Here is a 21,555-nt window from a genome sequence, read left to right on the forward strand (position 1 = left end):
CCTGCTAGTCCAGTTCGTTATCGAGATCGTTATTGCCAGCCGCAGCAGCAGGTGCACCGGCTACGCGGTTATATTTCGGGCTCAGCTGAATGTAGAGGATAGCCATTACTGCGCCAATCACACCCAGAGCAACCAGGTTGAAGTTAGTAAATGCCGCGGTGACGAAGCCGAGGTAGAAGAATGGCATCAGGTAGCCTGCGCGCATCATGTTGATGACCATCGCATAACCAACCACTACGATCATACCCCCTGCGATGTTCAGACCGCCGGTCACTACTTCCGGAATGGCATTAAGCATGCTCTGAACTTCACTGGTACCAACAGAAATCGCCACGATTACCGCCGGGATAGCGATACGCATAGCCTGCAGGAACAGGGAGGATACGTGCAGCCAGGAGATCGCCGTCAGGTTACCGTTTTCTGCCGCCTTATCCGCTGCGTGCTGGAATGCTACGGTGATAGTACGAACGATGATGGTCAGTACCTGGCCTGCTGCTGCCAGTGGGATAGCCAGCGCGATACCTGCACCAATGCTTTGGTGACCCGCGATAACCAGAACGGTAGAGATAATTGAGGCCAGTGCAGCATCAGGTGCAACCGCAGCACCGATGTTCATCCAGCCCAGGGCGATCATTTCCAGGGTACCACCGATGATGATACCGGTTTTCATATCACCGAGAACGGCACCAATCAGCGTACAGGCCACCAACGGACGGTGGAACTGAAATTCATCGAGTACCGACTCCATACCCGCGATACATGCGACGATGAACACCAGCACAATCTGAAGAGTGGTAATCTCCATTGTACTTCTCCTATTGCTATACAGACTTAAGTGTGAAAACTAAGTAAATGCCAGGGCGTTATTTCACCTTGGCAATCAAATCCATCATTTTCAGTTTCTGATCGGTAGAAACCTTACGAGCCTCGAGCTCAATACCGCGTTCGTTGAGTTTCTTGAAGGCTTCGATGTCTTTTTCATCGACAGAAATTGCGTTGTTTACCTGCGTTTTCCCCTGACGGAAAGCCATACCGCCAATGTTTACAGAGGTAATTTTCACACCACCTTCAACGATACGTTCTACGTCGGTCGGGTTGGTAAACAACAGCATCACACGCTCACCTGCATATTTCGGGTTGTTGTAGACGCGGATCATTTTCGCGACATCAACCACATGCGCCGTCACACCCGGAGGTGCAACCTGGGTCAGCAGCGTTTTACGCACGGTATCGGCGGCAACTTCATCACTGACGACGATAATGCGTGTTACGTTGGTTTCTTTGGTCCAGCGAGTTGCCACTTGACCATGGATTAAGCGGTCATCAATACGCGCCAGGCCGATCTGCATATAATCGTTCGGACCCATCGGTTTGGCGGGAACTGCTGCTTTTGGCGCCGCGACTGGTGCTGGAGCGGCTTTCTCCACCGGTTTTGCTTTCAGCGCTTTCACGCCTTCGCTACCGGTTTCAACGGCCAGTGCTACTAATTCATCGAAGCTGGGGTTGTCATCACGCGCCATGAAGGTTTCAACCAGCATGGGAATGTTTACACCGGCGATGACTTCGTAATGCTCTTTATCGACGACAATGCGGCTCGCAGCGTTAAACGGGCTGCCTCCCCATGTGTCAACGAGAAACAGCACGCCTTTACTGGTATCGAGTTTTGCCAACTGAGCGTTGTACTTTTCAATCAGCGTTTCGGCATTTTCGCCTGGAACGAAATCGATCCAGCCGACGTTTTCCTGCTCGCCTAACAGCATTTCTGCTGTCTTAAGTAACTGCTCTGCAGCCCAACCATGTGTGCCTATAACAATAGCAATGGTCACTTGCTACCTCCTTTATTATCGTTAACACATCAACGTGAAGATGTATTTGAATCGTCGTCCGCAATCGAATCGATTCAGATAAGGGTTACAAAGAAAAACCTATTATTTTCGTGAATTATTTTAGATATCGAAAAAAATATTTTATGTGATGAAGATCCGTAATTTAACTTCCGATGAAAAGAAATTTCGAAGGGTAAAATATCTCCGAAACAACTTATTGCAAAGGAAGGTAAATCTTTGCTAAAAAACAGTTGTCTCTGTTATGTTTAGCATCGGTTTAATTACTCAGGAGTATAGGGCAGTAGCTCACCATATGGATCGTCACCGACGTCATTTCACTATCAGGCCGAATCAAGCCTGTCAGATTGGCACTTTTTGCCACAAATTTTCTCTGCATATCGCTTCAACGCCTGAGATCCTCAGCGCGCAGTTTGGTCATTTCTTAAGCAGGAGCTTGTCATGGAATTATTAATGGACCCGCAGATTTGGGTGGGTTTGCTCACGCTTGTCGTTCTCGAAATTGTTCTGGGTATTGATAACCTGGTCTTCATTGCGATCCTGGCTGATAAGCTGCCGCCAAAACAGCGAGATAAAGCGCGTTTAATCGGTTTGTCACTGGCACTGGTTATGCGCCTGGGCTTGTTGTCCGTGATTTCGTGGATGGTGACGCTAACTAAGCCGCTATTTACGGTAATGGACTACTCGTTCTCGGGGCGCGATCTGATCATGCTGCTGGGGGGGATCTTCCTCTTGTTCAAGGCCACGACAGAGCTGCATGAGCGGCTGGAAAACCGTGAACATGATACCGGCCAGGCAAAAGGGTATGCGAGTTTTTGGGTTGTTGTGACGCAGATTGTCATCCTCGATGCGGTGTTCTCGCTGGATGCCGTTATTACGGCGGTCGGTATGGTCAACCATCTGCCGGTGATGATGGCGGCGGTCGTGATTGCTATGGCCGTGATGCTGCTGGCTTCTAAGCCGCTAACACGATTTGTGAACCAACATCCGACGGTGGTGGTGCTGTGTCTGAGCTTCCTGTTAATGATCGGTCTGAGCCTGGTTGCCGAAGGGTTTGGCTTCCATATTCCGAAAGGCTATCTGTATGCGGCGATTGGCTTCTCAATCATCATTGAGTTGTTTAACCAGATTGCCCGTCGGAACTTTATTCGCCACCAGTCGACGCTGCCGCTGCGTGCGCGCACTGCCGATGCAATCCTGCGTCTGATGGGGGGTAAAAGTCAGGCCAGCGCGCAGATGGAATCCGACAACCCGGTGCCGGTTCCCGTCCCGGAAGGCGCATTTGTGGAAGAAGAACGCTATATGATCAACGGCGTCCTGTCTCTGGCGTCGCGTTCATTACGTGGCATTATGACGCCTCGTGGCGAAATTAGCTGGGTTGATGCAGACCTGAGCGTGGAGGAAATTCGCGAGCAATTGCTCTCGTCACCACACAGCCTGTTCCCGGTGTGTCGTGGCGAACTGGATGAAATCATCGGTATTGTGCGTGCTAAAGAGCTGCTGGTCGCGCTGGAAGACGGTGTGGATGTGGCGGCCATTGCCTCTGCGTCTCCGGCTATTATTGTCCCGGAAACGCTGGATCCTATCAATCTGTTAGGTGTTCTGCGACGCGCTCGCGGCAGCTTTGTTATCGTCACTAACGAGTTTGGTGTAGTCCAGGGTCTGGTCACGCCGTTGGACGTATTAGAAGCTATTGCCGGTGAATTCCCGGATGCCGATGAAACGCCTGAAATTATTGCTGATGCAGGCGGTTGGTTGGTGAAAGGTGGTACCGATCTGCATGCGTTGCAACAGGCGCTGGACGTGGATACGTTAGTGAATGAAGATGAAGACATTGCCACGGTGGCAGGTTTAGTCATTGCCGCTAACGGCCATATTCCACGCGTAGGTGATGTTATCGATGTTGCACCGTTGAGCATTACGATTGTCGAAGCCAATGACTATCGTGTGGATTTAGTTCGCATTGTTAAAGAACAACCCGCTCACGACGAAGACGAGTAAGCGGGGTTAGCGAAACGGCATAACGTGCATACTGTGTCGCCCGTTATGCCGGGCGGGCGGCGGCGTGCTGCCCGCCAGCCATTTGGGAAAATCGCGCAGCGGCATCGGCTTTGCGTACAAAAAGCCTTGCAATAAATGTACGCCGTGTCGGCGTAAATGCTGTGCCTGCGCCTGTGTTTCAACGCCTTCCGCCACCAGTTCGATATTCAGTTTTTTCCCCAGAGCGATAATGATGTCTGTGACGGTTGAGTTCACGGCGTCTGTCCCGATTGCCGAGGTAAATGATTTATCAATCTTCAGCACATCCGGGCGAAGCTTTTCCAGCCAGGAGAGCGAGCTGTTGCCGGTGCCGAAATCGTCAATTGCCAGCTTTACGCCAAGCCGATTTAACTCGCGCACGACCCGATAATCCACATCCAGTAACGCATCGCGCTCGGTGAGTTCGATAACCAACTGCTGAATAGGGTGCTGGCTGAACCAGTACTGGTTGAGATCTTTTAGCAGCGTACCGTTACGAAAATGGCTGGCGGCAACATTTATCCCAATATGAAACTGGCTGCTCATCGGGAATACGTGCCGTTGCTGAATGGTTTCTGCGATGACATGACGGGTAAGCGGCACAATCAGGTTGTGCTCCTCTGCGATGGGAATAAACACTTCGGGAGAGATCCAACCCTGGCGCGGGTTATTCCAGCGTAAAAGGATTTCCACTCCCATACATTGCTGGGTTTGCGCATTAAGTAGCGGCTGGCAAAACAGCTCGAATTCCCGTGCAGCAAGGGCCAGATTTATCTCCCAGGAGAAGCTCATTCTGCTGGCGGTCGCCAGCCATGCCAGGTAGCCCACTAAAAAACTTAGGATCACCGCCAGCGGCAGTTGTGTTGGTAGATGTTTTATAGCCAGTTCGCTGGCACCCGGACCGGTGACGCTGATAGTAAAGGGGAAATGTTGCGATGAGAGCTGGTAGCGTTTTTCATTATCCAGTTCAGGTAGCGTATCGACAACACCCTGTCCATATAGCAAATGGCGATTACCGACGGTTAAGCTGGCATGGGTAATTTGCGGTGGCTGGGGTTCAAGCAACATGGACGATAATAAATCAATATTCACGATTTCCAGCACGCCATCTGAACCATCGGCAGATGCTGGATACCATTGCGTCAGGATCGGACTGCCCTTAATCAACGAATGGTCGGTAGACAGCAGCAATTGCGGCTCCCGACTGGGTAATTCAGGCTCCAGTTGGCGAATAGGCACATTGCGATAGCCAAAAATGCTGGAACAATAAAGGACCCCGCTCTGAATCAGGTTGATAGAACGTACCGTTTGCAGTCTGGCTGCATGCTTACTCAGAGGTAAACGCGCGACTGAGCAGGGAAGCCCAATCAGCGGTAGCAGTACATCGCGTCCGGTCTGTAGGGGCAAAAGCACGTCATCCAACTCTTCAACGGCGTGGTTGGCAAAGGTAACGGTATTGCGATGATTTAAATTACGCTCCGAAATAAATCGGACAGTTAATGTGAGAATGAGCGTCAGTAGTGCACATAGTGTGCAGACGATTAAGCGATTCCGGCGATAGTTCTTGATGATCCTTTGCGCTGTTTGCATGCGGGCCGCCCGATAAGCCGTTGGTCACAGTAGCCAACAGCAACAGAGCAAGTGTAGTGGGGAAAATTACGCCAGACGAGGGAGAGGGGGCAAATTCGCCCATCCGTCGCAGATGGGCGAAAAATAAGTATTAGTCACATTGAACTTTGATTGCCAGGCCACCGCGTGACGTTTCACGGTACTTGGCGTTCATGTCTTTACCTGTTTCGTACATGGTCTCAATGACTTTATCCAGCGAGACGCGCGGAGCGCTGGTACGGCGCATTGCCATACGCGCAGCGTTGATCGCCTTCACTGACGCAATGGCATTACGTTCGATGCACGGAACCTGTACCTGTCCCGCCACCGGATCGCAGGTTAAGCCGAGGTTATGTTCCATGCCGATTTCAGCAGCAACACACACCTGCTCAGGGCTCGCGCCTAACAGTTCCGCCAGACCCGCGGCAGCCATGGAACAGGCTACGCCCACTTCACCCTGACAACCCACTTCTGCACCAGAGATAGACGCGTTCATTTTATACAACGCGCCAATCGCGCCGGCCGCCAGGAAATAACGGGTATAGATATCCGGGCTAACGGACTCGATGAAATGATCGTAATAGGCCAGTACCGCAGGCACGATACCGCAGGCACCGTTGGTTGGCGCAGTAACTACGCGACCACCCGCGGCGTTTTCTTCGTTAACGGCCAGCGCGAACATGTTCACCCAGTCGATCACGTTCATCGGATCGTTGGACAGCTTATCGCTGGAAACCAGCATACGACGCAGGGCTGAAGCACGACGAGGAACGCGCAGCGGACCCGGCAGCACGCCTTCGGTGTTCATACCACGATCGATACAAGCCTGCATGGTTTGCCAGACGTTACCAAAGTACTCTTCAATCTCTTTTTTACTGTGCAGAGCAAGTTCGTTCTGCATCGCCATGCCAGAGAGAGACAGGCCGGTGCTGTTGCAGTATTCCAGCATTTCAGTGGCGGATTTGAACGGATAAGGCACACTGACCTCGCCCGCGGCATCCTGACCAAAATGTTCTTCATCAACGATGAATCCACCGCCGATAGAGTAGTAGGTTTTGCTGTAAATGACGGTTTCGCCACTGTACGCGTGGATCTGCATTCCGTTTTCATGCAGCGGCAGGTTGCCGTTGTGAAAACGCATTCCGTCATTCTGCGGGAAATCCACTTCGTGTTGGCCCTGCGCAAGCAGCAGGCGTCCACGCGTTTCCACGTCGCGGATAAATCCGGGGATGCTGTCAATATCTACGGTAGCAGGCTCATTGCCCGCCAGACCCATAATAATGGCGATATCGGTATGGTGACCTTTACCCGTGAGCGACAGTGAACCATACACGTCGACGGCGACACGAGTAACGCTGTCCAGTAATCCTTTTTCGACCAGGTCATCGACGAACTGTTTACCCGCCTTCATAGGCCCTACGGTATGGGAAGATGAGGGACCAATCCCCACCTTAAACATGTCGAATAGACTAATCACGATAATACTCCTACAGGGCGACTGGGGTTTCCAGTAACGATGTTATAACTGCGCATAGTGTAAGAGGGAACGCGGCGATCGGCTTAACTATTCACATGAATTAAACTAATAGATAACCGCGGTTTTACTAATGTTGTGACCTGAGTTTCAAGTTGTCTATGGTGTGCGTAAAGATAAGTATAGTCAGGGCTTGACGCCAATTTGCAGCGCCAGCTCACGAATTATTCCGGCGGTCATTCCCCAGACGAAATATTGCTCATACCAGGAAAGCCATACACGATGTGAATCGCCGCGACGGTAGATATCCAGCGGATGATAACGACCTAAATGCAGGGCTTGTGCCAGCGGCATTTCAAACACGGCGGAAACTTCATCAACACTTGCGCGATACGGCAAATTTGGCGGGATAATGCCTACCACCGGCGTGACCTGGAAACCGGTCACGCTGTCCACCGGCGGCAGAACGCCAATCACCTCCACGCAGGATGGTGGGATCGCCACTTCTTCCTGCGCTTCGCGAAGGGCGGCGGCAATTAACGAGGCATCACTGCTATCCACCGCGCCGCCGGGAAAGGCGACCTGTCCGGCATGCTTGCGCAGATGAACGGAACGCTGAGTTAATAGTAACCCCGGCTGTGCACGACGCACGACGGGGATCAGTACGGCGGCCTGACGCTGGTTTAACGCAGTATGATTAACCTGCGGGCGCAGGAGTTGAAAGCGCGATAAAAAATCATCAAGCGTCAGGCTGCTGTATTCCACGTGTCAGTTCTCCAGTTGGTGCAAAATACGATTCACTTTATCAAACGTTTCCTGATACTCCGCATCTTCCTGGCTGTCCGCCACAATGCCACCGCCAGCGGAACAATAAATGCGTCCGTTGGTGGCTGTCAGCGTGCGAATGGTGATGCTGGTATCCATATTGCCGCAAAAGCTCAGATAGCCAATGCTACCGCACCAGGCGTTGCGTCTTTGCGGTTCCAGTTCGTCAATAATTTCCATTGCCCGCACTTTTGGCGCACCGGTAATAGAGCCGCCGGGGAAGGCGGCGCGCAGCAGGTCAGTGGCGTGCAATGACTCTGGCAGACGCGCGGTAATGGTGCTGACCAAATGATGAACGGCAGGGAACGGTTCGACAACAAACAGTTCCGGAACCTGTACCGAACCGGGTTCGGCAACGCGGCCGATATCATTACGCATTAAATCGACGATCATCAGGTTTTCCGCCTGATCCTTTGGCGAGTTCGCCAAAGATTGAGCCTGTAGACGATCGGCATCGGCATCTTCAAGTCTGGGCAGCGTGCCTTTAATCGGGCGCGTCTGGATATGCTGGTTTTCCAGCAGAATAAAACGTTCAGGTGAAAGGCTGAGAATCGCCCCTTCCTCAAGACGTATAAACGCACTGAACGGGGCGCGGTTCGCATGGTTGAGACGTACAAACGCCAACCACTCATCTCCTTGATAATGCGCCTGAAAACGCTGGGCAAGATTGACCTGATAGCAATCGCCGCTGTGCAGATAACGCTGCACCTGACGGAACTTTTCACCATACTGCGCGCGGGTCATGTTGGACTGCCACGAGGATGTTAACGAAAACGGTTCGCGCACGGGTATCTGTTGATTTTCCAGCCAACGGCGTCGTGCCTGTACATCGGAGTGGCTAAGTAGCGACACCCTTTGCAACTGATGATCGACAATCAGCGCCCAATCGTAAATGCCAACCGCCATGTCCGGTAGCGTGATATCCTGTTCGGCTTCCGTTGGCAGAGATTCAAAACGACGGCCTAAGTCATAACCGAACAGACCCAATGCGCCTCCCTGGAAGGGAAAATCGGGATTATAATCGGGCTGAATAGTCAGCGATGTCAGCGCCGAACGTAAAACCGTCATCGGATCATCAACCGTTTGCATAGTGCCGTGATGGTCATGCACAACGGTCTCTTCTGCATGTGTGACCAGCGTGGTAATGGGGTCGGCGACCAGAATATCAAAGCGATTATGCGGATGGTCGGCATGGCCTGAATGCAAAAGCATTGCCCAGGGCTGGTGGCTTAATGTGGCAAAATAGTGCTCAGCGGCGTCCAGACGCCAGGGGAGTGTGATTACAGCGGGAGATAACGTCTTCATCAGTCCTGACTCGTTGCTACTTCACTGGCTATGTGCCGGGTAGCATGAAATAATTAGCGCTAATAATTTAGCAGGAGTTCACCATGATTGCAGGTTTACCTTCACTCACGCACGATCAGCAGCAACAGGCGGTTGAACGCATTCATGAACTGATATCCCAGGGGATGAGCAGTGGCGAGGCGATTACGAAAGTGGCTGCTGAATTACGCGCCAGCCATACCGGCGAGCGGATCGTGGCGCGTTTTGAAGATGAAGACGAATAACGCCGCTTATACCGCAGCGATAATCTTAATTTCAACTTTGTATTTCGGGTTCATTAACCCGGCCTGAACGGTACAACGTACCGGCGCGTGACCAGCAACAACCCATGCGTCCCAGGCTTTGTTCATGGCGGCAAAATCATTTTTGTCCGCCAGGAACAGGGTGGCATCAAGAATACGTGACTTGCTGCTGCCCTGTTTTTCCAGCACCGCATCAATTTGCGCCAGCGTATTTGCCGTTTGCTCAAAGGCGTCGGCATCCAGATTTTCCGGTACGCCGGTGTAATACAACGTGTTGTTGTGGATAACCACGTCGGACCAACGCGCTTCGGCATCAATGCGCACAATCGTCATAAATCATTCCTCATTTACGTTTTTTCATAATGGCTTCGGGTTGCGCCAAGACTGCCATAATGTTGTGTCCACGTCACCTCTTCAACTGGCGAAAGAGCCGCTGGCCTGACATAATCCCTGTTCAAATGAACAGGGGGCAGTGTGACGGACGATTTTGCAGCAGACGGTCAGTTGGCTAAAGCGATACCCGGTTTTAAACCGCGTGAACCACAGCGGCAGATGGCCTTCGCCGTCAGTCATGCCATCGAAAAATCACAGCCGCTTGTTGTCGAAGCCGGAACAGGAACGGGTAAAACCTACGCTTATCTTGCCCCCGCGCTGCGTGCCGGAAAGAAAGTAATTGTCTCCACGGGCTCGAAGGCGTTGCAGGATCAGCTATACAGCCGCGATCTACCCACAGTAGCGAAGGCTCTGGAATTCACGGGTAAACTGGCGCTACTGAAAGGGCGTTCAAACTATCTGTGTCTTGAGCGTCTCGAACAACAGGCGCTGGCGGGCGGTGACCTGCCGGTACAGACTTTAAGTGACGTCATTCTGCTACGTTCCTGGTCAAATCAAACCCTTGATGGTGACATCAGCACCTGCGTCAGCGTGGCGGAAGACTCTCAGGCCTGGCCGCTGGTGACGAGCACAAATGATAATTGCCTTGGGAGCGAGTGCCCGCTGTACAAAGAGTGCTTTGTCGTGAAAGCGCGCAAGAAGGCGATGGATGCAGATGTCGTCGTGGTAAACCACCATCTGTTTCTCGCTGATATGGTGGTGAAAGAGAGTGGGTTTGGCGAGCTGATCCCGGAAGCTGAAGTGATGATCTTCGATGAAGCGCATCAGTTACCGGATATCGCCAGCCAGTATTTTGGTCAATCGCTCTCCAGCCGCCAACTGCTGGATCTGGCGAAAGACATCACCATTGCCTATCGCACCGAGCTGAAAGACACTCAGCAGCTTCAAAAATGCGCCGACCGGCTGGCGCAAAGCGCGCAGGACTTCCGTCTGCAGTTGGGCGAGCCGGGCTATCGAGGAAACTTGCGGGAACTGCTGGCCGACCCGCGCGTGCAGCGCGCGTTTTTGTTGCTCGATGACACGCTGGAGCTGTGTTACGACGTGGCGAAACTGTCTCTCGGACGTTCCGCCTTGCTGGATGCCGCGTTTGAACGTGCCACGCTTTACCGTACTCGTCTGAAGCGCCTGAAAGAGATCAACCAGCCAGGTTTCAGCTACTGGTATGAATGCACCTCGCGCCATTTCACCCTTGCGCTGACGCCGCTCACGGTGGCGGATAAATTCAAAGAAGTGATGGAACAGAAGCCGGGCTGCTGGATTTTTACCTCCGCGACGCTGTCGGTAAACGATGACCTTCATCATTTCACCGCGCGGCTGGGTATTGAAGATGCCGAGTCGATGCTGCTGCCAAGTCCATTTGATTTCACCCGCCAGGCGCTGCTGTGCGTGCCGCGTAATCTCCCGCAAACCAACCAACCGGGAGCGGCGCGTCAGCTGGCATCCATGCTGCGTCCCATTATCGAAGCGAACAACGGGCGCTGCTTTATGCTGTGTACCTCGCACGCGATGATGCGCGATCTGGCTGAACAATTCCGCGCCACCATGACCCTTCCCGTGCTGCTGCAGGGCGAAACCAGTAAAGGGCAACTGTTACAGCAGTTTGTCAGCGCAGGTAATGCGTTACTGGTTGCCACCAGCAGCTTCTGGGAAGGGGTGGACGTGCGTGGCGATACGTTGTCGCTGGTGATTATTGATAAACTGCCGTTCACCTCGCCGGACGATCCGCTGTTAAAAGCGCGGATGGAGGACTGCCGTTTGCGCGGCGGCGATCCGTTTGAAGACGTTCAGTTGCCGGATGCGGTAATCACCCTGAAACAGGGCGTGGGGCGTCTGATTCGTGACGCCGACGACCGCGGGGTGCTGGTGATTTGCGACAACCGTCTGGTGATGCGACCTTACGGTGCCACTTTCCTGGCAAGCCTTCCGCCTGCGCCGCGGACGCGTGATATTGCTCGCGCTGTTCGTTTTCTTGCCATACCAACGACTGAGTAATTTGTTACGGAGTGTGGTAAGATGCGCGCCAAATTTATTGACCTGATCACAAACACCCATGCGAATTCTGGCTATCGATACCGCCACAGAGGCGTGCTCTGTTGCCCTGTGGAATGACGGTACTACCAAGGCTCATTTCGAGCTTTGCCCACGAGAACACACCCAACGAATTTTACCAATGGTCGAGGAAATCCTGGCCGCTGGCGATCTCACGTTAACCGATATCGACGCTCTGGCGTTTGGTCGCGGTCCTGGCAGTTTCACCGGTGTACGTATTGGGATTGGCATTGCTCAGGGGCTGGCGTTAGGCGCGAATTTACCGATGATCGGCATTTCCACCCTGGCAACAATGGCGCAGGGAGCCTGGCGTAAGTCGGGCGCGACCCGCGTACTGGCCGCGATCGACGCGCGAATGGGCGAAGTCTATTGGGCCGAATACCTGCGTGATGAGAACGGCAACTGGCACGGTGAAGAAACCGAAGCGGTGCTAACCCCCGAGCAGGTGCATGCGCGTTTACTGCAACTGTCTGGCGAGTGGGTAACGGTCGGAACGGGCTGGCCTGCCTGGCCTGAGCTCGGTAAAGACAGCGGTCTGACGCTGAGCGATGGCGACGTTTTGCTTCCGGCGGCTGAAGATATGCTGCCTGTTGCCACGCAAATGCTGGCTGCCGGTAAGACCGTGGCGGTTGAACATGCGGAACCGGTTTATTTACGTAACACCGTGGCATGGAAGAAACTTCCCGGTAAAGAATGAATCTTAGTAGTACATCCCTGGTCAATTCGCACAGCCGTCAGTGCGCAGCATGGTGAATTGGTCGGGGCAGAAGCTAAGAAAAGGGAGTCGCAATATGGCGGTGCAAAAGCAGTTATTGAAAGGTGTGTTGGCGGGCGCATTCGCGTTAATGCTTAGCGGTTGTGTCACCATCCCTGACGCGATTAAAGGTTCGAGCCCTACGCCGCAGCAGGATCTGGTGCGGGTGATGAATGCGCCACAGCTGTATGTCGGACAGGAAGCGCGTTTCGGCGGTAAAGTGGTGGATATTCAGAACCAGCAGGGGAAATCCCGTCTGGAAATTGCCACTGTTCCTCTTGATAGCGGGGCGCGACCGGTGCTGGGCGAAGCCTCCCGCGGGCGAATTTATGCTGATGTAAATGGCTTCCTCGACCCGGTGGACTTCCGCGGACAACTGGTTACCGTCGTCGGTCCGATTAGCGGTACTGTGGATGGAAAAATCGGTAATACACCGTATAAATTCATGCTGATGCAGGTAACTGGCTATAAACGCTGGCATATTACTCAGCAAATTGTTATGCCGCCGCAGCCGATCGACCCCTGGTTCTACGGTGCGCGTGGCTGGCCTTACGGTGGCTACGGCGGATGGGGATGGTACAATCCCGGCCCGGCACAGGTTCAGACCATAGTAACTGAGTAACTCTTTGTTTTATGAGTAAAAGAAACAGCGGCTCGTCCGCTGTTTCTGCATTAACGTGGATATAAGAAAAATAAATAGTGACGTGCTTCGCAACCTTGTCGTTGTGTAATAAACAAACTGGTACGCTGAGTTAATATTATGTTAACAGTTTGTTTATTGCCTGGGGTTGTGATGACGACGAATACGCATTTTAGAGGTGATGTATTGAAAAAGGTTTGGCTTAACCGTTATCCCGCTGGTGTTCCTGCGGAGATCAATCCTGACCGTTATCAATCCCTGGTGGAACTCTTTGAACACTCAGTAAGACGGTATGCCGATCAGCCCGCGTTTGTAAACATGGGGGAGGTGATGACCTTCCGCAAGCTTGAAGAGCGTAGCCGGGCATTTGCGGCCTATTTGCAACAGGGACTCGGGCTGAAGAAGGGCGATCGCGTCGCGCTGATGATGCCGAACCTGCTGCAATATCCGGTCGCACTGTTTGGGATTTTACGTGCCGGCATGATCGTCGTGAACGTGAACCCGCTGTACACGCCTCGCGAGCTGGAACATCAGCTCAACGACAGCGGCGCGTCGGCGATTGTCATCGTGTCTAACTTTGCCCACACGCTGGAAAAAGTCGTCGACAAAACGTCGGTGCAACACGTGATCCTGACGCGTATGGGCGATCAGCTGTCGACCGCCAAAGGGACCTTGGTTAACTTTGTCGTCAAGTATATCAAGCGTCTGGTACCGAAATATCACCTGCCGGATGCCATCTCTTTTCGTAGCGCGCTGCAAAACGGTTATCGCATGCAGTATGTGAAACCCGAAGTAGTGTCGGAAGATCTGGCGTTCCTGCAATATACCGGGGGGACTACCGGTGTGGCTAAGGGCGCGATGCTTACGCACCGTAACATGCTGGCTAACCTTGAGCAGGTTAACGCCACGTATGGCCCGTTGCTGCATCCGGGTAAAGAACTGGTGGTGACGGCCCTACCGCTGTATCACATATTTGCGCTGACGATGAACTGTCTGCTGTTTATTGAGCTGGGCGGTCAAAACCTGCTGATTACCAACCCGCGTGATATTCCGGGACTGGTAAAAGAGCTGGCGAAGTATCCGTTCACCGCCATGACCGGCGTCAACACGCTGTTTAACGCGCTGCTGAATAACAAAGAGTTCCAACAACTGGACTTCTCGTCACTGCACCTTTCGGCAGGCGGCGGGATGCCGGTTCAACAGGCGGTAGCTGAACGTTGGGTGAAGCTGACGGGTCAGTATCTGCTGGAAGGCTATGGCCTGACGGAGTGTGCCCCTCTGGTGAGCGTCAACCCTCATGATATCGACTACCACAGCGGCAGTATCGGGTTACCGGTTCCTTCCACCGAGGTCAAACTGGTGGATGACGACGATAACGAAGTGCCGCCGGGAGAACCGGGCGAACTGTGCGTGAAAGGTCCGCAAGTGATGCTGGGCTACTGGCAGCGACCAGACGCCACCGACGAAATCGTTAAAGACGGCTGGCTGCACACCGGCGATATTGCGGTGATGGATGATGAAGGCTTCCTGCGTATTGTCGATCGTAAGAAAGATATGATCCTGGTGTCCGGCTTCAACGTCTATCCAAATGAAATTGAAGACGTGGTTATGCAACATCCTGGCGTACAGGAAGTGGCTGCGGTCGGCGTTCCGTCGGGCAGCAGCGGTGAAGCGGTGAAAATTTTCGTGGTGAAGAAAGATGCCTCGTTAACTGATGAGGTGCTTATCACTTTCTGCCGTCGTCACCTGACGGGCTATAAAGTACCGAAGCTGGTGGAGTTTCGCGACGAGTTGCCGAAATCTAACGTCGGTAAAATTTTGCGACGAGAATTACGTGACGAAGCGCGCGCCAAAGTGGACAATAAAGGCTGAGCGTTAAGTCAGCCAGCAGAAAACGCCGGGTAAACCGGCGTTTTTTTTGGCGCAAACCTAAGAGAGCACGATTTGAATTATCAAATGATCACCACGGACGACGCGTTAGCCACGCTGTGCGAAGCCGTCCGTGAATTTCCGGCGATAGCCCTGGATACCGAATTTGTTCGCACACGTACCTATTATCCGCAGTTGGGGCTGATCCAACTCTTTGATGGCAAACACGTTGCTCTGATTGATCCACTAGGGATCACCGACTGGTCGCCCCTGCGCGATATTCTGCGTGATACCGCCATCACCAAATTCCTGCATGCGGGAAGTGAAGACCTGGAAGTGTTTCTCAACGCTTTTGGCGAACTTCCGCAGCCGTTAATTGACACACAAATCCTGGCTGCGTTTTGCGGTCGTCCGCTGTCGTGGGGCTTCGCCTCGATGGTGGAAGAGTTTACGGGGGTGGCGCTCGACAAAAGCGAATCGCGTACCGACTGGCTGGCCAGACCGCTGACCGAGCGTCAGTGCGAATACGCGGCGGCTGACGTCTGGTATCTGTTACCGATCACCACAAAACTGATGGCTGAAACCGAAGCCAGCGGCTGGCTGCCAGCCGCGCTGGACGAATGCCGCTTAATGCAACAGCGTCGCCAGGAGATTCTGGCGCCAGAAGACGCCTGGCGTGACATCACCAACGCATGGCAACTGCGCACCCGTCAGCTAGCCTGCCTGCAATTGCTTGCCGACTGGCGACTGCGTAAAGCACGCGAGCGCGATCTGGCGGTAAACTTCGTGGTGCGTGAAGAGCACCTGTGGGCGGTGGCGCGTTATATGCCGGGCAGCCTGGGTGAACTGGATAGCCTGGGTCTTTCCGGGAGCGAAATTCGTTTCCACGGTAAAACGCTGATCGCCTTGGTGGAAAAGGCCCAGGCTTTACCGGAAGAGTCGCTGCCGCAGCCGCTGCTGAATTTGATGGATATGCCAGGGTATCGCAAGGCGTTCAAAGCCATCAAAGCGCTGGTTGCCGAGGTGAGTGCGGAACATAATCTCAGCGTCGAACTTCTTGCTTCGCGTCGCCAGATCAACCAGTTGCTCAACTGGCACTGGAAATTAAAGCCGCAGCAATCCCTGCCAGAGCTGGTTTCCGGCTGGCGTGGCGAATTGATGTCCGATCGCCTCAACGCGCTGCTGCAGGAATACCCGCAGTAAGTCACCAGGCTCGCCGGGTCGCGCGTTTGCTGACCCGGCCTGCGCAACGCTACAGATCGAGCACCAGGCGCTTACCTTTGGCGCGCGAGCAGCAGATGAGCATGCTTTGCTGGCTGGCTTTTTCGTCGTCGCTGAAATACTGATCGCGGTGATCCGCTTCCCCTTCCAGAATCGTCGTTTCGCAGGTGCCGCAAACACCTTCCCGGCACAGGCACTCAACCCGGGCGGCTTTGTTATTTTCGATAACCTGCAAAATGGTCATCTCTTCCGGGACCACAAACTCGCGCCCGGAACGCGCCAGTACCAGAGTGAAGGCGTCGCCGCCTTTCTCTTCCACGGCAAATTGTTCGAAATGTAGCGTATTGCTGTCCAGCCCAAGGCGGGAAGCCGCTTCTCTGACAGCATCGTTGAGCACCGCAGGGCCACAGGTGTAGATATGCGTGCCGGGTTCAACATCTGCCAGCAGACGGGCTAAATCGAGGCGGGTGCCTGCGTTCGACAGGTGCAGATGAATGCGATCGGCGCTGGGGTGTTGCATGAGTTCGTCATGAAACGCGCAGGTCTCCTGGCTGGGAGAGCAATAGTGCAGTTGCCATTGCATCTGAGATTGTTCCAGCTCCGGGAGTTGCGATAAAAACGGTGTGATGCCGATACCTCCGGCAATCAACAGATGTTTTTGTGCCTGAGGGGCGAGGGCGAAGAGATTGTTTGGTGTGGAGATCGTGAGTGTGTCGCCGGGCTTCACGTTTTGATGCAGATATCGTGAGCCGCCTTTGGACGCTTCCTCCAGGCGTACGGCGATTTTATAGGCGCGCGTATCGCGTGGTGAACTCATCAGCGAGTACGCATTGCTGTACAGGTTCTCGCCATCGCGCATCTGCACGATAACATGGCTGCCACCCTGAAACGCAGGCAGCGACTCGCCTGAGGTCGCCGTTAAGGTGAAGCATTTTACCTGCGCGGTAATCGTCTCAATCCGGCTGACCCGGACTTCTTGCATTTGATAATCAGACATTGCGGCCTCCCTAAAAAATCTGTCCGACGCGGCTCAGCGACGCGCCGGAACCTGTCGTAAAAGCCCCGGGTTATTCCTGAAAAACCTGGGCGACCAGATTATGGAAATGGGCAATGCCATGCTCGGAGATGCCGCTGCCGCTGGTGTCCGCCATAATGCGTCCCTGGCCGCGATACCCGCGCGATTTCAGCCCTTTTTGTACGCTTTCAACCAGACGTAAATCTTCAGGACGAAAGACGTTGCGATACCATTCGATCAGTTGTTTCTGCTCTTCGGTCAGCTCTTCGTTGGTGAAATAGATGTCATAGTTTTGCAGCGTGGTTTCCGCATCTACCGGGAATTCGTAGATAACGGTCATCATGCCTTTGATTGGCGTCACGTTGAGCATGGTGCACGGCCACAGCCAGAAACCGTGGAAAGCGGCATCAACCCCTTCTTCGAACTTAAATGACTGCTCTGAAGGTTTGGCGAAACCGTATTGCAGCGTCCAGTTGCCGTGCATGGTATGCCAGTAACGGTCAACCTGGACCGAGTCGGAAAAACCTGGATGGGCCGGACCGCAGTGGTAGCACTCCAGATAGTTATCGACGATATTCTTCCAGTTGGCTGGGGTACGAGTCGTAAAGCGCGCAGCAAGTTTCAGGTCATGCACGTCTGGGCAGGCTTCGATAACTTTGTCCGCAAGACCAGGGAGTTGTTCTTCCACGCTGCCCGCGTTCGGATCCATGTTAATAAACACGAATCCGGCATATTCTTCCAGGCGTACCGGTGTAAGGTGCGCTTTTTCGCTGTCGAAGTTGGCGACGTTTTCGCAGTTACGCGCATGCGCCAGATTGCCGTCAAGTTTGAACGCCCATGCGTGGTAAGGGCAGGTAATCACATTTTTCGCTTTCCCCTCGCCGCTCAACAGCTGATGACCGCGATGCGGGCAGACGTTGTAGAAGGCCCGCAGCACGTTATCGCGCCCACGTACCAGCACGATATTCTCGCCAATCACTTCTCGGGTAACATAATCATTGGGTTTCGCCAGTTCGCTACTGTGGGCGACGCAAATCCAGCTTTTAGCAAACACCTTTTCTTGTTCGTGTTCGAAAGCCTGATGGTCGGTATAAAACCGGGCCGGAATAGTCCAGGCATCCTGCGGGTTGGCACAGAAATTTTGCGGCAGAATAAACTCAGGGCTCAGATTGCTCATTGGAATACCTTTAATTTGTGAGTAAGAGGATTTTTGTACTGGCGCTTAATTGTCGCCTTTGAGTAGTGTCCCGGCCGGTGGCGCGACCGGGACGTCAACTGGCGCTTCGGGAAGATGACTTTCAATTTGATGCGCAGGAACGTGGGCATAGTCCTGCCGTACCCAGCGCAGAAAACCGCCAACCTTCACTAACAGGATGACGAGGAATGGAAGAGCGGTCAGAACCACCGTGGTCTTCATGGTTTCCAGGGACGCGCCGGTGAACAAAATCGATAATGGGATCAGGGTGATAACCACGCACCAGAACAGACGAAGACTGCGCTGCGGATCTTCCCCTTCCTGCAGGTTGCGCGTGCTGGTAGCCGCCATGGTGTAGGCCACAGCATCCATGTGTGAGGCGAGGAATATAATCATGATCGCCAGATACGCCACCAGAAACAGTTTCCCGGCAGGCAACGACATCAACACTTGCTGTACGGCTGTCTCACCGCCCAGCGTCGCCATAACCTGCGGTACGTCGATCACGCCGTTCACAAACTGGTGAATGGAGTAGCTTTCCATCACGCCAAAGAAGAACCAGCAACCAACAGTGCTACCGAGGATTAATGCCCAGATAACCTCTTTGATTTTGCGACCACGAGATACGCGAGTGACAAACATTGCCACGCCCGGCGTGTAGGAGATCCACCACAGCCAGTAGAACACCGTCCAGTTACGGGTGAACTCACCGTTGCCAAGCGGGTCGGTGAAGAGGCTCATTTGCAAAAAATTTTGTGTCGTCAGGCCGATGGCGTTAATGATGTTATTGGTGATGAATTCGGTCGGGCCGACGATCAGCACCAGCAGCGGCAGTAAAAATGCCCCCCAGCCGACCATTTTGCTCAGACGTTGCAAACCGTTATTGATACCAATCCAGGAGCTCAGGCAGAAAATGCCGCCAGAGAACAGGATCACAAACGCCTGCACCGTGAAGTTATCCGGTAACCCCGTCAGGGCAGACAAACCGCGAGTAAAGGTGGCGGCGGTGACGACCAGAGAGATAGTTAACGCGCCAACTGTCGCGATCAGGAACATCAGGTCAACCAGGCGACCCCAGACGCCCTGCGGATGCACGCCGGTAATGGCGGCGATAATCCCGGACAGGCTCAGTCCTTTGTTTTTACGCACATGAAAGTGGTAGGCCATGGTTAATGAGGCCAACGTGTAGGTCGCCCATGCGCTGATCCCCCAATGGAAAAAGGAATAGGGCAGGCTGTATTCTAGCGCTTTTTGCGAGTGCGGCGCGATATTCAGACCCGGGGTCTGGTAATAATAGGCCTACTCAGCAACGCCCCAGTAGAGCGTGGAGGAGCCTAATCCGGCGCATATAAACATAAACAGCCAGGAGAGCGTGCTGTATTCCGCTTTACCTTCTCCCAGACGGATATTGCCGTATTTGCTGGTAGCCAGCCAGACGACCAGACCCATAGCCATCAGAACGAGGATCTGCACGGCGGAACCCAGCATCCGGGTAACGCCGTTAAAAAGGGTATTTGCGACTTGTGCAGACTGCTGAGGGAAGAGACTAAGTGTGGCGGCGATGAAAAGAATAGCCACCAGGCTGATGGCTATCAGCGGCATGTCTTTTTTCTTGACGTTGCTCAACATGGGATCTCCTGGGCACAGTTGCCCGCGTATGGCATTAGCCTGTCGTTGTTATCATGCTGTAGGGGTAGAATGAGTTACTTTGTATTTAACAATTTTATTATTTGTTCTTTACATGGATTAAACAATTGCCCGATGCGTGAAGCAATAAAACACGGAACGGAAATAATAAAAGGTGAATTAGCGCAGGTTATTGGCTCCACAAAACGCATAAAAAAGCCGCGTCAGTGACGCGGCTCATATTTCGTGGTTTGACCTCTAACGTAGTGCCTGACAGATGGCTTCTCCCACCTGTTGCGTGGTGGCGCTGCCTTTCATATCCGGCGTTTTCGGGCCGCTGGCAATAACGTGCTCAATTGCCGCCAGAATACCGTCGTGGGCAGCCTTATAGTTGGCATCACCGTTGCCAAGGAAGTCCAGCATCATGGCGCCAGCCCAGATAGTGGCAATCGGGTTGGCGATGTTTTTTCCGTAAATATCGGGGGCCGAACCATGCACCGGCTCGAACAGGGACGGGAAGGTGCGTTCCGGGTTTAAGTTGGCAGAAGGCGCGATGCCAATCGTCCCGGTACAGGCCGGACCCAGATCGGAGAGGATGTCGCCGAACAGGTTGGAAGCAACCACAACGTCAAAGCGCTCCGGCTGCATCACAAAGCGGGCGCACAGTATATCGATATGCTGTTTATCCCAACGGATCTCAGGATAGTTAGCCGCCATTGCTTCAACACGCTCGTCCCAGTAAGGCATGCTGATGGCCAGACCATTGGATTTGGTCGCCGAGGTCAGGGTTTTGCGCGGGCGGTTTTGCGCCAGCTCGAAGGCGTAACGCAATATACGATCCACGCCGCGACGGGTGAAGACCGACTCCTGGATAACCACCTCGTGTTCCGTTCCTTCACTCACGCGTCCGCCGAGAGAAGAGTATTCTCCCTCGGTGTTCTCGCGTACGACGTAGAAATCAATGTCGCCTGGCTGCTTGCCCGCCAGTGGACAAGGGACTCCCGGAAACAGGCGTACCGGACGCAGGTTGACGTACTGGTCGAATTCGCGGCGAAACTTAAGCAGCGAGCCCCATAAAGAGATGTGGTCCGGTACGGTGTCCGGCCAGCCAACGGCGCCAAAATAGATAGCATCAAAGGATTGCAACTGCTCATGCCAGTCATCCGGCATCATTTTGCCGTGATGGGTGTAGTACTCGCAGCTGGCCCATTCCATTTGCTCAAAGCTGAGCGACAACCCCCAACGCTCGGCGGCTGCCTGTAACACATGAATGCCTTCAGGCAGCACTTCTTTACCAATGCCATCTCCGGGGATAGCGGCAATACGACAGGTTTTCTTCATAGCAGCTCTCACTTGTACGCCATCAAAATTGACTTTCCCCTTATCCTATAATTGACTGATTAATAGTTAATCCCCCTAACTGGTGAAACATAAAAC

General features: G+C 53.5%; 18 protein-coding genes and 1 pseudogene. 8 read left to right on the forward strand and 11 right to left on the reverse strand.

All coding sequences use genetic code 11. From position 1 onward, the window contains the following. Nucleotides 1-4 precede the first annotated feature (4 nt). Both manY and manX read right to left on the reverse strand, forming a co-directional pair. The gene (manY, locus tag OGV65_RS17000) at nt 5-805 is read right to left on the reverse strand and encodes a PTS mannose transporter subunit IIC (protein WP_016153395.1); all 801 of its coding nucleotides are present in this window, start codon (nt 803-805) and stop codon (nt 5-7) included. 58 nt (nt 806-863) lie between these two features. After that, nucleotides 864-1,826 carry a PTS mannose transporter subunit IIAB gene (gene manX, locus OGV65_RS17005; RefSeq protein ID WP_047416602.1) on the reverse strand — a complete coding sequence of 321 codons (963 nt, stop codon included), beginning with the start codon at nt 1,824-1,826 and terminating at the stop codon, nt 864-866. A gap of 313 nt (nt 1,827-2,139) precedes the next feature. Here manX and OGV65_RS25530 point away from each other — a divergent pair, with 313 nt between their 5' ends. Next, complete coding sequence (locus tag OGV65_RS25530; RefSeq protein WP_407056503.1) at nt 2,140-2,298, forward strand: protein YoaL; 159 nt, start codon at nt 2,140-2,142, stop codon at nt 2,296-2,298. After that, complete coding sequence (gene yoaE, locus OGV65_RS17010; protein WP_016153393.1) at nt 2,286-3,845, forward strand: CNNM family cation transport protein YoaE; 1,560 nt, start codon at nt 2,286-2,288, stop codon at nt 3,843-3,845. Before OGV65_RS25530 ends, yoaE begins: the two co-directional genes overlap by 13 nt. 6 nt (nt 3,846-3,851) lie before the next feature. Here yoaE and pdeD read toward each other — a convergent pair whose 3' ends face one another. The 4 genes from pdeD to pabB all read right to left on the reverse strand — a co-directional run bounded on the left by pdeD (nt 3,852) and on the right by pabB (nt 9,075). Next, the gene (gene pdeD / locus OGV65_RS17015) at nt 3,852-5,453 is read right to left on the reverse strand and encodes a cyclic di-3',5'-guanosine monophosphate phosphodiesterase PdeD (protein WP_153690277.1); all 1,602 of its coding nucleotides are present in this window, start codon (nt 5,451-5,453) and stop codon (nt 3,852-3,854) included. Between the two features lie 130 nt (nt 5,454-5,583). Further along, the gene (gene sdaA, locus OGV65_RS17020) at nt 5,584-6,948 is read right to left on the reverse strand and encodes an L-serine ammonia-lyase (protein ID WP_016153391.1); all 1,365 of its coding nucleotides are present in this window, start codon (nt 6,946-6,948) and stop codon (nt 5,584-5,586) included. Between the two features lie 183 nt (nt 6,949-7,131). Beyond that, the gene (locus OGV65_RS17025) at nt 7,132-7,710 is read right to left on the reverse strand and encodes a CoA pyrophosphatase (protein WP_016153390.1); all 579 of its coding nucleotides are present in this window, start codon (nt 7,708-7,710) and stop codon (nt 7,132-7,134) included. A 3-nt stretch (nt 7,711-7,713) separates the two neighbouring features. Next, nucleotides 7,714-9,075: an aminodeoxychorismate synthase component 1 gene (gene pabB / locus OGV65_RS17030; RefSeq protein ID WP_186336862.1), complete on the reverse strand. Its 1,362-nt coding sequence runs from the start codon at nt 9,073-9,075 to the stop codon at nt 7,714-7,716. An 83-nt stretch (nt 9,076-9,158) separates the two neighbouring features. Here pabB and OGV65_RS17035 point away from each other — a divergent pair, with 83 nt between their 5' ends. Then, entirely contained in the window at nt 9,159-9,338 is a 180-nt protein-coding gene (locus OGV65_RS17035) for a YoaH family protein (protein ID WP_016153388.1), read from the forward strand. A gap of 6 nt (nt 9,339-9,344) precedes the next feature. Here OGV65_RS17035 and OGV65_RS17040 read toward each other — a convergent pair whose 3' ends face one another. Beyond that, nucleotides 9,345-9,689 carry a RidA family protein gene (locus OGV65_RS17040; RefSeq protein ID WP_016153387.1) on the reverse strand — a complete coding sequence of 115 codons (345 nt, stop codon included), beginning with the start codon at nt 9,687-9,689 and terminating at the stop codon, nt 9,345-9,347. A gap of 141 nt (nt 9,690-9,830) precedes the next feature. On the opposite strand from OGV65_RS17040, the gene yoaA reads away from it, so the two are divergent. The 5 genes from yoaA (at nt 9,831) to rnd (ending at nt 16,264) form a co-directional block, all read left to right on the forward strand. After that, nucleotides 9,831-11,741, forward strand: a complete 1,911-nt coding sequence (gene yoaA / locus OGV65_RS17045; RefSeq protein WP_286455251.1) for a DNA repair helicase YoaA — start codon at nt 9,831-9,833, stop codon at nt 11,739-11,741. A 58-nt stretch (nt 11,742-11,799) separates the two neighbouring features. Then, nucleotides 11,800-12,495: a tRNA (adenosine(37)-N6)-threonylcarbamoyltransferase complex dimerization subunit type 1 TsaB gene (tsaB, locus tag OGV65_RS17050; protein ID WP_047500618.1), complete on the forward strand. Its 696-nt coding sequence runs from the start codon at nt 11,800-11,802 to the stop codon at nt 12,493-12,495. A gap of 94 nt (nt 12,496-12,589) precedes the next feature. Then, nucleotides 12,590-13,174 carry a Slp family lipoprotein gene (locus OGV65_RS17055; RefSeq protein ID WP_016153384.1) on the forward strand — a complete coding sequence of 195 codons (585 nt, stop codon included), beginning with the start codon at nt 12,590-12,592 and terminating at the stop codon, nt 13,172-13,174. Nucleotides 13,175-13,378: 204 nt separating this feature from the next. Beyond that, nucleotides 13,379-15,064: a long-chain-fatty-acid--CoA ligase FadD gene (fadD, locus tag OGV65_RS17060; RefSeq protein ID WP_141875278.1), complete on the forward strand. Its 1,686-nt coding sequence runs from the start codon at nt 13,379-13,381 to the stop codon at nt 15,062-15,064. An 84-nt stretch (nt 15,065-15,148) separates the two neighbouring features. Beyond that, nucleotides 15,149-16,264: a ribonuclease D gene (gene rnd, locus OGV65_RS17065; RefSeq protein ID WP_016156789.1), complete on the forward strand. Its 1,116-nt coding sequence runs from the start codon at nt 15,149-15,151 to the stop codon at nt 16,262-16,264. Between the two features lie 49 nt (nt 16,265-16,313). Here rnd and OGV65_RS17070 read toward each other — a convergent pair whose 3' ends face one another. The 4 genes and pseudogenes from OGV65_RS17070 to OGV65_RS17085 form a co-directional block, all read right to left on the reverse strand. Next, the gene (locus OGV65_RS17070; RefSeq protein WP_049282147.1) at nt 16,314-17,279 is read right to left on the reverse strand and encodes a PDR/VanB family oxidoreductase; all 966 of its coding nucleotides are present in this window, start codon (nt 17,277-17,279) and stop codon (nt 16,314-16,316) included. Nucleotides 17,280-17,349: 70 nt separating this feature from the next. Then, complete coding sequence (gene yeaW / locus OGV65_RS17075; RefSeq protein WP_003833746.1) at nt 17,350-18,474, reverse strand: carnitine monooxygenase, oxygenase subunit YeaW; 1,125 nt, start codon at nt 18,472-18,474, stop codon at nt 17,350-17,352. A 45-nt stretch (nt 18,475-18,519) separates the two neighbouring features. Then, nucleotides 18,520-20,121 (reverse strand): annotated as a pseudogene (locus tag OGV65_RS17080) (BCCT family transporter). A 255-nt stretch (nt 20,122-20,376) separates the two neighbouring features. Next, nucleotides 20,377-21,459, reverse strand: a complete 1,083-nt coding sequence (locus tag OGV65_RS17085) for a tartrate dehydrogenase (RefSeq protein ID WP_019076964.1) — start codon at nt 21,457-21,459, stop codon at nt 20,377-20,379. Nucleotides 21,460-21,555: the final 96 nt, after the last annotated feature.

The sequence above is a fragment of the Citrobacter sp. Cb004 genome, from assembly GCF_030337065.1.
Taxonomy (GTDB): Bacteria; Pseudomonadota; Gammaproteobacteria; order Enterobacterales; family Enterobacteriaceae; genus Citrobacter; species Citrobacter braakii.